This is a genomic window from Methanosarcina barkeri 3, from assembly GCF_000970305.1.
Lineage (GTDB): Archaea > Halobacteriota > Methanosarcinia > Methanosarcinales > Methanosarcinaceae > Methanosarcina > Methanosarcina barkeri_A.
Map to the genome: position 1 here is coordinate 327440 of NZ_CP009517.1, position 13535 is coordinate 340974.

The window sequence follows — 13535 nt, forward strand, 5'->3', positions numbered from 1 at the left end:
ATAGGTTCTAAGATGAACTAGATAATACTAATTTTGTTCTATCCAGAAATAATTTCGCTCTAAAACTTTTTTCCTTTTGTTCATATTTTTCACAACCTAAGCAATCTCATTCCGGTTCTAACTTTTACTTCAGTCGGTTAAGCTATTCTACATTTTGATGACTCTAACTGTCAACTTTTAATGCTTCAGGCCTTGTGCGAAAATAAGGCCCTGTAACAATAAGGTTTATCCGTTATAAAAAAACATTATCGATTGGGGAAATTTTATGGAAACAATGGACGCAATCTTAACTCGAAGAAGTATCCGAAAGTATTCTCCAAACCCGGTAAATCGGGATGTGATTGAGAATATTTTAAAAGCCGGAATGAATGCACCGTCTGCAGGAGACGAGCAGCCCTGGCATTTTGTTATAATTGATCAACATGATCTGCTTGAGAAAATTTCGGAATTACATCCATATGCAAAAATGCTGAAGAGTACTCCAGCTGCGGTGCTTGTCTGCGGGGATCAGCACGCTCCGAAATATAAAGACTTCTGGATTCAGGACTGTTCGGCTGCAAGCCAGAATATGCTGCTTGCTGCCCACGATCTCGGACTTGGCGCCGTCTGGATCGGGGTTTATCCTGTTGAAAAGATGATTCAGGAACTCAGGGAGTTACTGAATATTCCGGCACATATAACTCCGTTTTCAATGATTGCAATGGGTTATCCGGCAGAGGAAAAATCAGGAAGAATGAGGTACGATCCTTCCAGAATCCATAGTAATTTCTGGTAAAATTTCTCAAACTCAAATCCGAAAAAAGGGTAATCTCTGACCGAAATCATGTCTGGCCGACATCATGTAGCTTTCCAGCTAAATTCCCGAAGATATATGTTACTGTGAAAGGTATGGTTTGTACAGTTATTACTTTCATTGAACCTTTGCTTTAGTTTACTTTATTTTACTTTACTTTTAATTCACTTAAATTGAATTTTAATATTATTTTTAATAATATTTTGAAAATATTCATTAATTCAAGGCAATAATTACGTGAAAAATTAAACAGTGATCTAAATTAAGTTAAAAATTAAGCAATAGTGCAAAGAGGGCTGGTTTATGGAAAAGAAATTGGTATCAATTCTTATTTTACTTATAATACTTTTTGCTGCACTGCCTTACTCAGCAGGAGCTGCCGATGAAAATTTTCTTAAACATACGAGCTCAGGAAACGCTTTTGGAGCTGGTGAGAACCTTCAGATCGACCAGAACATCCAAGGAGACCTGGTACTTGCAGGGTCTCGACTTGAAATAAACGGGAACACGGGAGATGATTTCCTGGGTGCAGGCGGGGAGATAATTGTTAATGGAGACGTTTCAGGAAACATTATCGCAGCCGGAGGATATATACGGGTAAACGGGAATGTAGGTGGAGATGTGGCAGCACTCGGCGGCCAGATTATCCTTTCCCGGAACAGCGTAGTCGAAGGAGATATTTTGCTTGGTGGCGGGGAAGTAACGCTCGATGGAACCGTTAACGGAAATGGGGATGTCTCAACAGACACTCTCAAAACCGGAGATAACTTCAAGCTTAAAGGAAATCTTGCACTTCAAGCCGATAATTATCCATCGAACCTGAACGATAAGGTTGGAGGAAACCTGAATATCACGCAGGTAAATGCGACGGAAGAACAGTACGAAAGTGTTTGGTTTAGCATTTTCTCCTTCATATGGAGGTTGCTCGCATCCCTGGCTATTGGCCTGGTCCTTATCTATCTTTTCCCGGATTTCGTAGGTGGACTTGTAGAACTTGTAAAAGACTCACCTCTAAAAACAGGATTACTGGGTTTTCTAACTTTAGTTCTTCTTCCAATACTCTCGATAATCCTGCTTTTTACTTTCATTGGGTGGAGCCTTTCGATCCTGCTTATACTGCTTCTCGCACTTTCGCTTCTTATCGCGACAGTACCTGTAAAACTGCTTGCTGGCAGGATAATCTATAATAAAATCTTAAAAAAGGAAGCAGGAAAAATGATGTACTATACTTTCGGGGCAGTCCTGTTTGCAATTGTATATGAAATTCCTTTTCTAGGAGGGCTTATACGTTTTGTTGCCCTCATTATTGGGTTAGGGGCTATAGTAGCCTGGCTTGCGATTCGAGCCAGATCGACAGGTTAAGCAGGTGAGTTTTCTAAGTGGGAAATTTCAATTTTCTCGTGAAAGTGGTTTCAGGCAGATATTAAAAAACTTGGATAAAATATGAGAACTTGGATAAAATATGAGAACTTGGATAAAATATGAGAACTTGGATAAAATATGAGAACTTGGATAAAATATGAGAACTTGGATAAAATATGAGAACTTGGATAAAATATGAGAACTTGGATAAAATATGAGAACTTGGATAAAATATGAGACTTGATAAAATAGGGAAATTTTTAGATCTGGAAGGTTCGACCTTGATGATAATAAGGATGTAAGTGAAGTCGCAAAGTAGATTCTCAAGTTGCGTCAGGATACATTTTCAATAACGTGTAACGCAATCAAATCAGGGGTCGATGAAGGTCTGATCCGACGCGATATTGGTCCAGTTGAAGTGAACATCTTGTTGACCCTAATTGTCAAAGGGCTCACAGAATGGACACTAAATGAAAATATTCATGTATATGCGAAGATCTAAAAGTGAATTTTCCGTCCTTATTATCAAAACCTGTAAGCAAAAATATTCTACGGTACAAATTGAAGAGCCGCTTAAATTTGGTATCAGGGAGGGAGAAGTTAAGACTTTCCTTGCAGAGAAGGGGTTTTCTCAAATTCACAATGTGACTGCTGAAGAATATAAACAAATGTACTTTCATGGAATAAATAAAAATAGAGAAGTATCCAGCCTTTTATTCTTTGTCCATGCAGTGATTTAAGTGATTTAAGTTTCAAAGGCACAGAAAGCATTACCAATTAAACTGATGAGGCTCATTGCTGGGCTGTTTATGAGATTGATTCTCTTGCTTTAAGGTTTGCTGTCGCCTATAATAAAAAGATGGAGAATGATTGTTTGATCGGCTAAAATGGATTCTCAGCCTTTTTTCTCCGAAGTGAACAGCTTCAGCCCGGACTTAAATCTGTTGTTGACGGAACTTGCGAACTGGGAAGTGAGAACGAATATTCTTAATTAACGATCAAGAATGTCTAAGAGAACGGAGGAGCGGAGAACACCAAAAAGATATTATGAGTAAGATTTATAATTACTGTTATACGTCTCATAACACAAGTAAATAATCATAAAAACTATGAATTTATTTAGTGATATTACACTGACTTTTATCACTGGAGTTTTGAACTGAGTCGAATGAAGGCGAATATAATTTATTTTTGCTCATAGATAAGTGAGAGAATGGAGAAAAGACATTTTTATATCTCAAACAATGAAATTCGTATTCCTGCCATCCTATGGGGAAAGCCGAGTGAAAAGTTATTGATTGAAGTTCATGGAAACCTTTCCAATAAAGAAGACACCGTAATTTCCATGATGGCACAAAAAGCCATTGAAAAAGGTTACCAGGCGTTAAGCTTTGACCTGCCTATGCACGGTGAACGTGTAGACGAGGAATATGCATGTACTCCCAAAAATTGCGTAAGTGATTTGGCCGCTGTTTACAACCATGCAAAGTCGCTTTCATCCTATATTCATTTGTTTGCGTGCAGCATGGGAGCTTATTTCAGTCTGCTTGCCTATCATGACCTTAACATAAAGCAAGGCTTATTTCTCTCGCCTATCGTCAATATGGAACGCATTATACGCAATATGATGGAAGGTTTCCAGGTTAGCGAAGAAAAACTAAAAGCAGAGAATGAAATTCAGCTGCCGATTGGACAGACACTGGAATGGAACTATTATTGCTACGTGAAAGAAAATCCGATTTCTTTTGAATGGAAAGTGCCTACTGCCATTTTGTACGGTTCTGACGATAATCTGTCTGAATGGAACGAGATTTCAACGTTTGCAGCAAGATATCATTCAGCAGTTAAAGTCCTGGAGCATGGGGAGCATTACTTCCATACGGAAGAGCAATTGCAGATGTTTGATAGATGGACAGATGAAAATCTGCTGTAAAACTTGATGGCATACTGACAACGGAGAAGTACCTGGTCTTTTGTCGTTTGCCCACGTAGTGATCGAATAGGTTGAGTTTTTTTCAAGCATTATATATAGGAGCTTATCTTTGTAGGAGCTTTATCTTTGTAGGAGCTTTATCTTTGTAGGAGCTTTATCTTTGTAGGAGCTTTATCTTTGTAGGAGCTTTATCTTTGTAGGAGCTTTATCTTTGTAGGAGCTTCATCTTTGCATGATGCAGATACAACATTCCTAATTGCGTGGACTACCACAATGAAGGATAAGAGAGTTTGAAAACTGATAAAAGGATCTGAATTAATTAAGGTTTTTATGCGCAGAATGATGGCAGTGCATATTGGCATGCTTCTATCGTATTTTTCAATATAATTATTGGATTTGTAAGCAGTTTCTTATTCACTTATTGCTAATTTTTTAGATAGTTGATTATCGATTAATTATTATTGAGTGGAACTGATGCATGATTATTCTTTTCTACTACTGTGAACCTTATAGTGAATTCTGTCCCGTTATTCCTTTCCAGTTCCAGTTCTCCGTTCAACTGTTCAACAAGAGAAGTTACAAGCTGAAGTCCCAGACTATCGAGATTTTTGATGTCAAGTTCTCCGGGAACGCCAACTCCGTTGTCTGAGACCGACAGAACATAAGCTGTACTATTACATTCTTCAATTCCGCATTCTCTGTCCTCTTCTCTATGCAGTTTAACTCGGATTTCTCCACAGTCTCTTCCTTGAAATGCATACTTTAGAGAGTTTGAAACAAGTTCGTTTATGATAATACCTAACGGCACTGCAGTGTCCATATTAAAGAAAATATTTTCTTCTATATCCTTACCGAATCTGGTACCGTCATTTCCAAGTTTATAGGTAAGGAAGAGATTATCCGCAAGTTCCTTAATATACTGTGAAAAATTAAGCTTATCAAGCCCTTCGTTTCTATGCAGTTCTTCATGGATGAGAGCCATTGAAATTACACGATCCTGGCTTTCCCTGAAGGCTTCAAGAACTTCCGAGTCCTTAATATCCTCTCTGCCTCTGAACTTTTCAGCCTGTAAATCCAGCAGGGATGAGATTACCTGCAAATTATTCTTAATGCGATGGTGAATCTCTTTCTTACGGGTATTTTCAATGTTTGCCAGAGCTTCCTCAGCTTCTTTTCTTTTGGTGATATCGGTGTACATGCATAGCGAGCCAGTAAAATCGCCGTTCTTATTAAATAACGGTTTAGCGTTTATAAGTGCCCAGAAGAGTGAACCGTCCTTACACATTAACTTCAATTCATAGCTCTCGCTAATACCACCGCGCCTTTTTTCCAGATTCCTTCCGGCAGTAGGCTTGCTTTCTTCACAAATGAAGTCTATTACCGGTCTACCGATAGTTTCTTCGTGAGTGTACCCCATTAATTCTGTAGTTCTTTTATTAGCAAAGGTAATCTTGAATTTGGAATCCATCAAGAATATACCTTCGTTTGCTGTCTCAACGATATTGCGGTACTGTTCTTCACTTTCACGAAGTTTTTCTTCTGTTATTCTACGTTCAGTAATATCCTGAACGGTCCCCCTCATTCGAATAGGAGAATTACTTGCATCAAAAATAACTTCAGTTTTTGCGTAGACTGCTCGCTCAGATCCATCAGTTAGGACGATTCTATAATTAATGTTAAAGGGTTCACCAATTAAGGCTTTTTTAAAGGCAATATTTACATAATCCCGGTCATCCGGGTGCACACAAGTTAAAAACAGGTCATAAGTCACTTCAAGTTCCTTAGGCTTAAGTCCAAAAATGCGATATAACTCATCAGACCAGAGCAACTTATTATTTACAATGTTCCAGTTCCAGTTTCCAATATGAGCTATTTGTTGAGCTTCAGCAAGACTCTTTTCACTTTCTTTCAATGAATTGAAAGCTATTTCAAGCTCTTCCGTACGTACTTTTACCAAGTTTTCCAAATTGTCAAGAGTTTCCTTAAGTTTTGTTTCAACTTCTTTTCTTTTGGTAACATCAGTGAACATACATAGCGAGCCAGTAAAATCCCCGTCTTTGTTAAATAACGGTTTAGCGCTTATAAATGCCCAGAAGAGTGAACCGTCCTTACACATTAACTTCAATTCATAGATCTCACTAATACCACCACGTCTTTTTTCCAGGTTCTTTCTGGCAGTAGTTTTGCTCTCTTCACAAATAAAATTCATTACAGGTCTACCAATAATTTCTTCCTGAGCGTACCTCATTAGCTCCGCAGTTCTTTTATTAGCAAAGGTAATCTTGAATTCAGCATCCATCAAGAATATGCCTTCGTTTGCTGTCTCAACGATATTGCGGTACTTTTCCTCACTTTCGCGCAATGCCTTTTCCATTTGTTTTCTGTCGGTAATATCCTGAACTGTTCCTCTCATCCTGACAGGAGATTCCTCATCGAAAATAACTTCAGTCTTTGCGTGGACTACTCGTTCAGATCCGTCAGCCAGGGTGATTCTATAAATAATGTCGAAGGGTTCACCAGTTAAGACTTTTTTAAAGGCAATGTTTACGTAATCCCGGTCATCCGGGTGCACATAAGTTAAAAACAGGTCATAAGTCACTTCAAGTTCCTTAGGCTTAAGTCCAAAAATGCGATATAATTCATCAGACCAGAGCAACTTATTATTTACAATGTTCCAGTTCCAGTTTCCAATATGAGCTATTTGTTGAGCTTCAGCAAGACTTTTTTCACTTTCTTTCAAATAACTATAAGCCTTCTCAAGCTCTACCGTTCGTTCTATAATTTTCTCTTCTAAATTGTCGTGAACCTTTCCAGGCGCTTCTCTAGTCTCCTTTTTTTTATCGGCATCTTTGAAAACCAACGCAAGTTTTCCATTTTCAGGTCTAAACACATAAACATCAAGAGACCTGTCTTTAACCTCAATACTCCTGACTTCATAATAAGTCGGTACATCAGAAAGTGTCACTTTTTCATATTCCTTTAACCCGACAGGATCGGCATCAGGAAACACTTCAAGTGCCGTCTTACCTAATAACTGTTCCTTCTTTAAGCCCGTATAACACTCATAAGCAGAATTAAGCTCAAGGAAACGATAATCACAGGGTGTGCCATCCTTATCGTAAATAACTTCAGCAACGAAGAAAGCATCTGTCATATTTGTGAAAAGCATCCGGTAACACTCTTCACTTTTCCGCATCGACTCTGCAATCAGCTTGTGCTCTGTGATGTCCCTGATAATCATGGCAGTTTTTACCAGACCATTCTTATCAGAGAAAAATACAGTTGACAACTCCCCAGGGAAGATAGCACCATCTTTCCTCCTAAAATTGAGCTCCCCTTTGAACTTTCCGGCTTTTTCAAGAGCAAGCTCGAGTCCTGGGCCGGATGTGTCTACAATTCCGGATTTTCCAGCCCGTATGATTTCCTCTTCGGTCATTCCGAAAATCCTGCAGGCTTCGGGATTAGCCGTATAAATATTTCCGTCAGGTGAAATGAGAAGAACGGCGTCATTGGTGTTTTTGAAGAGCACTTTGTACAGTTCTTCACCATCCCGAAGTTTTTCCTCATCTTTCTGGTCACTTACATCGAATCCAGAGATAGACAAACGTTTATCCTCCTTCAGCGAAATACAGATAATTATATCTTTTCTCCATTTTAACTTCCAAGTATATATATATCCATTAAATTACTCATTTGACACAATCTCTGCTAGGAGAAATATTTCTTCAATACTGCGATTCATTCATACAATGAAATTTACCGGTTTCTACAAGTAAAATCTGAGCAGACAAATATTAATGTTACAACACGTTTATTTCGTAATAGTTTATTTGTAAAAAAGACGTAAGCAAATTCTTACTGAAGATTTGTATCACTAATTTATTTTCTAAAAATTAGGAACCGTCTGTAAACCTTCCTTTTCTTACTTCCGTTAAGTTGACAGTAGATTTAGGCTATCAGATCTCATTATGTTTTTTCCTGTTTTTTTGCTAGAATTAGTGACATCAGTCCTGCTAAATCTTGTTATAGTTCCATCACTATCATTGGCAAAACGAGTAACTGAAAAACACATGGATTTTAAACAACTTATTAACCTCCAGAACTTTTGCCAGACAACTGGGAACATGATATTTTCGATTACTTCTTAAACCACAAAACTAACAGTTTTGATATTTAACTTTTGATATTTGACATAAAATAGAAAGATTTTTTATAAGTGCCGTACTGATATTATTTGAAAAGTATTCCCTATTTTGGAAGCTACAAAAACTGAGAAAATAGCTTACTGAATATGAGTTAATCACATTGGAGAGAGTTATTTGAACCCAAAATACTTGAAAATAATGACTTTATTGCTTCTTATACTCTGTACCGCAAGTATGGCAGGCGCAGAGTCAAGCAGCAAAAACTCAAACAATGTAGCAGTTTTGGACTACACTGAAGGAGGACACAATGATACCGATTTCAATGCTAACTTTATGTCGGAATGGTGGTATCAGAATGGGGATTTGAGGCTTGTTGCAAAGGATGGAGAACAGAAAAAAATTGCTTTTTTTGTCGTAATGGCTCATCAGGAGTCTCCGGAGCTCGTAGATCCTGATTCTGGAACCCAATTGTCATACCTGTCCACATTCTACGGACTTTATCCCTATGGGGAAGCCGCTACTCATAATTTTACCAGGACTCTTGTGCCAAGGTCCGGTATTGAAAATTACATCAAGTTTCATGTACCTTACCTTAACTTTGCTTATCCTGATGGTTTGAAGAGATTTTATGGATCAGGCTCCAAAGGATACATGCTAAACTACTCCTTTGATGATATGCAGCTTAATTTGTTTTTCAAGCCACATGTCAAGAAAACTGTAGATAGTGCTGTAGAACCTGTGAATTTTACCACATACGAGTACGCTTACGGAAAGCTCAGGGGCAGTGTGGTACTCGATGGCAAGGAATACAGGGTTATGCAGAATGACGGGTATTTCGACCATATGATCCCCTACACCCCTGACCAAGCTACATGGCAAATGGAAACGCATGGATGGAGCTGGTCGGAAGTTACAGCGGGTAGATACCAGACAATTTTCTACGGTGTAAGAAGTATTGATGATGGATATGACGGATATACGTACAAGCATCTGACACTTATAAACAAGCATACAGGGAAGGTAATTGCAGAATATTCCGGAGATGAGGTTAGTGTCGATGAAGAAGAATGGGTGAACACTGTAGTAAAGGACCGTACTGTGAAAAGGCCTTCCAAACTTGAAATTTCGACTTCCGACCTTAATATTTCCATGAATGCTCAAAGTGTGGTTCAACTTGATGACACATCCCTGCCAAGTGGGCAGCCTATAGGTTTTGTCGATTTTATGGCTTTCCAACCTGATAACGCAACAATCAAGTACAGGAAAAATCTTGAAAGGGGAAGCGCATTCTACGAGTATATGGTAACTGACCCGGGTATATCTGCCTCTCCTCTGGAGTGAGTCCTGAGAGGGTAGTGAATAAGATCTTTGGAGTTCTAATTTGAAGGAACTTTCTTTTTTCTTTTATTTTCTTTTTTTATACATGATTACCCGAGCACTGCTGCAAGCACCCAGATAGAGCTTATAAAAGGAGCACTTTTTGATTCCGGATTGCTTTTTGATTCCAGGGTAGAACTGGAATTTTCGTCTTGTTTGCTCACTGTTACTGTATTATCTGACATTCCAATAGTTACTACATCTTTTGTCTTTATTGTTATCTCCACTACCCTTTTCTGTTGATTAAGAGTCAATCCGAAAAGTGGTTACCTGCTGTAACTTTTACAATTTGCAATATGCAAAACCGCAATGGGTACTTTGATATTATAAACCTGTTATGACTTTTCAGTGCGCACTACTGACTTTTCGGATAGGTTCTTAATCCGTACTTTCTCAATGGAATTAAGGCTCAGTGTTTGATGTATTAATAGAGCCATTAATTTAAGAATCGAAATATTTATCATCATTTGACTCATAGTAAAAAGTAGACCTTGAGTAAATTACATACTATCAGTAAATTTACGGGTTTATTAATCTCAAGTGAGCAAGGTGATGTAAAAATGGCACTAGCAGAACGAAGGCAGCGAGAAAAAGATCAGAGACGTGAGGACATTGTTAATGCTGCTGAAAAACTTTTCTTTTCACGAGGTTACGATAATGTCTCAATGGACGAAATTGCAGGTGAAGTTGAGTTGAGTAAGCCTGCTTTGTATTACTATTTCAAAGATAAAGAGTCGCTTTTTTTTGCAGTCGTAAATCGTGGAGTCAAAATCCTCCGCGCTATGGTTGAGGAGGAAGTAATAAGCGCGCAGGCTAATGGTATCAAGATCGGCGCAATCGCCACGGCATTCGAGAAGTTTATTCAAAAATACCCTGACTATGCCAGAGCCTATTTTCACTTTTGGTCAGGCAGATTTGATATATCGAATGACAAAAATGTGAGTCCAGACGCAAAAGAAATCATTGAGTTCACTTGGGAAAGCTACGAGAAATCGCTTTTGATATTAAAAAAAGGCATCGAGGAAGGGGTTATCAGATCTGATGTTAGTCCGGTTGTAGTGGTGGTCTTAAATAACTTGATCGTCACCGGCATCATGAATATGAGTCCCTATCTAAGAAAATTCATGGAGGTTCATGGGATTACTATGGAACAGTTCTACCTGGAAGTTGCCAATCTTGTGAGCCATATGGCCATGGATAAAGGAGAAGGGAACGAAAGCATCCGTGAGAGAATGTTAAAATGGAGGAGTGATAGGTTTGCACCGGAACAAAATAAAGATTGACTTAAACGCTTTCGATTCTGGAGTACATATACAATATTGAAGAAAAAAGAGGTAAGTTTATGGATTTGAAAGAATTGAGAGAATTGACCGCGCCATGCGGTTTGGACTGCTTTAATTGTAATTTTTATTTGGCAAACGATAATGAAAAGATCAGAAAACAAATACAGGCAGGATTTTCCTCAGCTGGGTGTAGTCTTCCAGATGGAGGAGCTGTTTGTAAAGGCTGCAGAAGAGAAAACGGCAATTGTGCTCCCCGTCGTGTGCTCGGGCTAGAACCGTGCAAGGTACTCAAATGTATCGGTTCCAAAGATATTGAGTCGTGTGCCGACTGCTCTGATTTTCCCTGCGACAACCTTCATCCTTATGCAGACCTCGCATCGGCGGTTCCGCATAATACAAAAGTATTCAATCTGGCGTTGATAAGGAAGATGGGCTTGGAGAAATGGGCTCAAGAAAAAGCGAAGTCCGTAAGAGAGACATACTTCAATCAGAAATTTGACATTTAAAGTTAACTCAGGGCTAATTCCCTTCTCTTTGGAGAGGAAATACAACACGTATCAATTATGCATTTCGGCAACAAGGTTAAAGGTGTACTCAAAAAGCACTCTCATTTCTGATTTAGCCGGTGTCTTATATGCCCGTACTAAGTATTATTGCGTGTGGAATGCTCGAAGACGAGCTTGTACATGTATTATCGAGAGACCACGCACTCAAGCTGCTAATTGTCGTGGAAAACCGGGATAATATAAGATTCCTTCGAAATCTCAGGTCAAAAAACTGTACTCCAAAAACAATTTTTCTGGATAAAACCCCAATGCTTCTGAAAGACGAACGACATCCCGATTCAAAAATGCTTTTAAAGTTTCTTTCCATATTTCCCTCTTTAAAAGAAATGCACGAAAAAAGAAAACTCCTGGAAAAGAAAAAGTTAACCGTTGTCGTAAATCTGCTAAAAATGGGCCTGCATTCGTATCTTGAGTTATTGAAGGCTGAAGTGCACAAAAATATTCGGGAAATGGCTCCCTTTTCGGATAATATATTGATTTTTTACGGCAGTTGTGGGCATACATTAGTAAAACTGGAAGAGGACTTTGCAGATCTCGGATGCAAAGAGTATGAGTTCCGATGCAAAAGAGATCATCGAGTTTACTGAAGAAATCTACGAGAGAATATTTCTGGCAACAAAATTCTACATCGAGGACGGGACTTACAGACCTGAAGTGAATCCAGCTGCAGCGGTGGTCGTAAGTACCTTTATTGCCGACGGTATCGCGAATATAAGTCCCTTTCTAAGAAAATTCATGGAAGCTCATGAGGTTACTATGCAGCAACTCTACCTGGAAATGGTCTTGTATACCACATGCTCATGAATACCGGAGAAAAGAGTGAGGATATGTATTCAAGGATTTTAAAATGGAGGAGTGATAGATTTGCAACAGACCAGGATGAAGGTTAATTTAAGCGGCATGCCGCTAACTTCCTTAGTGACATTGTATAGTCGAGCGAAGATAAGTAAAGAACATGGCTCATTATTCAATGATGCAAAAGCGGTTGAACTCGTTGAACAAATTGATTTCTATTTTTCCTTACTTGAGAAATCAGGTGCTGACTTTACATTTTTTGCCAATGCTGCACGAGCAATGCAATTGGACAACAAGGTAAAGGCTTACATCAAAGAGCACCCTCGCGCATCGGTAGTTAATCTCGGTGCCGGATTCGAAACGGAATTTTTCCGCGTTGACAACGGCACTGTCCGCTGGTACGACCTTGACCTTCCCGAACTCATTGAAGTCAGAAAGCAGCTGCTTCCGGAAACTGATAGGTTAACGTGCATTGCAAAGTCGTTCCTCGATCCGAGCTGGTGTCAGGAAATTAACACTGAAAACGGCGTACTTATAATTGCTGGCGGCCTCTTCCGCTACTTTGGCGAAGCAGAGGTACGCCAATTCTTTTCCTTGCTGGCGGATCGTTTTCCGGGTTGCGAAATCGTATTTGAAGCCGAATCAAAATCGAGCATTGATGTCGACGGAAGCTGCGGTGCCTATGGCGCAGGGTGGAATGATGACGAGCCTGAAAAAAGAGACGCAATGCAGGCGGAGTACATGAAGGCATTTGAGAACGCGTGGAAGATGTTTTTCCCACAGGCTCAGAAAGATATGATGATCGGCGCCCTGACAACATCGACCAGACCGCGAGGTACAGAGTGGGATGATTTCAAAACATGGTGGGACCAGCTCGGTGCACAGGAAAAAAGCAAAGCAATGAGCGACTTCTTCTTTGGCTTCACCTGCGGGTGCCCCCTTGAAGATGCAAGCGAAATGACAGCATGGGATGACCGTATTACTGTTGTCGACCAATTTCCCCTGTTCAGAAACATTCCCCGAGGTCCTTCAATGAGCAAGTCTACTCGACAATTTATGGACTACACCGATGAGAAAGGAAGGATAAAAATAGTTCATGTAAGAACCTGAGATTTTAAACGACTTCTTCCATCTTCCCGAGCATTCATTACCGTACAAATAGGGCACTTTGTATGAGGTTAACATAATATGCTCAGGTACTTATTTTCTTATCCTGGCAGAAGGTTCAGATGTGAATTGAAGCGAAATTTGGAACAGGAATTAGATTGTTTAGGCTGCTAA

12 protein-coding genes are annotated in these 13535 nt (G+C 39.3%); 10 read left to right on the plus strand and 2 right to left on the minus strand.

The genetic code is table 11. The features are described 5' to 3' along the window. The first annotated feature begins 265 nt into the window (after positions 1-265). The 4 genes from MSBR3_RS01320 to MSBR3_RS01335 all read left to right on the plus strand — a co-directional run bounded on the left by MSBR3_RS01320 (position 266) and on the right by MSBR3_RS01335 (position 4088). Positions 266-775 (plus strand): nitroreductase family protein, encoded by a 510-nt coding sequence (locus tag MSBR3_RS01320; protein WP_048105902.1) that lies wholly within the window; start codon positions 266-268, stop codon positions 773-775. A gap of 321 nt (positions 776-1096) precedes the next feature. Continuing rightward, on the plus strand, positions 1097-2155 hold the full coding sequence (locus MSBR3_RS01325) for a bactofilin family protein (RefSeq protein ID WP_048105904.1): 1059 nt from the start codon (positions 1097-1099) through the stop codon (positions 2153-2155). A 470-nt stretch (positions 2156-2625) separates the two neighbouring features. After that, positions 2626-2895 (plus strand): hypothetical protein, encoded by a 270-nt coding sequence (locus tag MSBR3_RS20805; RefSeq protein ID WP_048105906.1) that lies wholly within the window; start codon positions 2626-2628, stop codon positions 2893-2895. Positions 2896-3368: 473 nt separating this feature from the next. Beyond that, positions 3369-4088: an alpha/beta hydrolase gene (locus tag MSBR3_RS01335; RefSeq protein ID WP_048105908.1), complete on the plus strand. Its 720-nt coding sequence runs from the start codon at positions 3369-3371 to the stop codon at positions 4086-4088. 451 nt (positions 4089-4539) lie between these two features. Here MSBR3_RS01335 and MSBR3_RS18735 read toward each other — a convergent pair whose 3' ends face one another. Continuing rightward, positions 4540-7692 carry a PAS domain S-box protein gene (locus tag MSBR3_RS18735; protein WP_052723230.1) on the minus strand — a complete coding sequence of 1051 codons (3153 nt, stop codon included), beginning with the start codon at positions 7690-7692 and terminating at the stop codon, positions 4540-4542. Positions 7693-8407: 715 nt separating this feature from the next. On the opposite strand from MSBR3_RS18735, the gene MSBR3_RS01345 reads away from it, so the two are divergent. Then, the gene (locus MSBR3_RS01345; protein ID WP_048105909.1) at positions 8408-9574 is read left to right on the plus strand and encodes a hypothetical protein; all 1167 of its coding nucleotides are present in this window, start codon (positions 8408-8410) and stop codon (positions 9572-9574) included. Positions 9575-9660: 86 nt separating this feature from the next. On the opposite strand, the gene MSBR3_RS20560 is transcribed toward MSBR3_RS01345, so the two are convergent. Beyond that, positions 9661-9864 (minus strand): hypothetical protein, encoded by a 204-nt coding sequence (locus tag MSBR3_RS20560; RefSeq protein ID WP_048105911.1) that lies wholly within the window; start codon positions 9862-9864, stop codon positions 9661-9663. A gap of 306 nt (positions 9865-10170) precedes the next feature. On the opposite strand from MSBR3_RS20560, the gene MSBR3_RS01355 reads away from it, so the two are divergent. The 5 genes from MSBR3_RS01355 to MSBR3_RS18740 all read left to right on the plus strand — a co-directional run bounded on the left by MSBR3_RS01355 (position 10171) and on the right by MSBR3_RS18740 (position 13364). Then, a complete protein-coding gene (locus MSBR3_RS01355) occupies positions 10171-10893 on the plus strand; it encodes a TetR/AcrR family transcriptional regulator (RefSeq protein WP_052723231.1) in 723 nt (240 codons plus the stop codon). A gap of 59 nt (positions 10894-10952) precedes the next feature. Further along, on the plus strand, positions 10953-11399 hold the full coding sequence (locus MSBR3_RS01360; RefSeq protein WP_048105912.1) for a DUF3795 domain-containing protein: 447 nt from the start codon (positions 10953-10955) through the stop codon (positions 11397-11399). A gap of 128 nt (positions 11400-11527) precedes the next feature. After that, on the plus strand, positions 11528-12046 hold the full coding sequence (locus tag MSBR3_RS01365; RefSeq protein WP_052723232.1) for a DUF1638 domain-containing protein: 519 nt from the start codon (positions 11528-11530) through the stop codon (positions 12044-12046). Then, positions 12009-12263, plus strand: a complete 255-nt coding sequence (locus MSBR3_RS01370) for a hypothetical protein (protein ID WP_048105913.1) — start codon at positions 12009-12011, stop codon at positions 12261-12263. Before MSBR3_RS01365 ends, MSBR3_RS01370 begins: the two co-directional genes overlap by 38 nt. Positions 12264-12314: 51 nt before the next feature. Then, a complete protein-coding gene (locus MSBR3_RS18740) occupies positions 12315-13364 on the plus strand; it encodes a class I SAM-dependent methyltransferase (protein WP_080942163.1) in 1050 nt (349 codons plus the stop codon). Positions 13365-13535 lie beyond the last annotated feature (171 nt).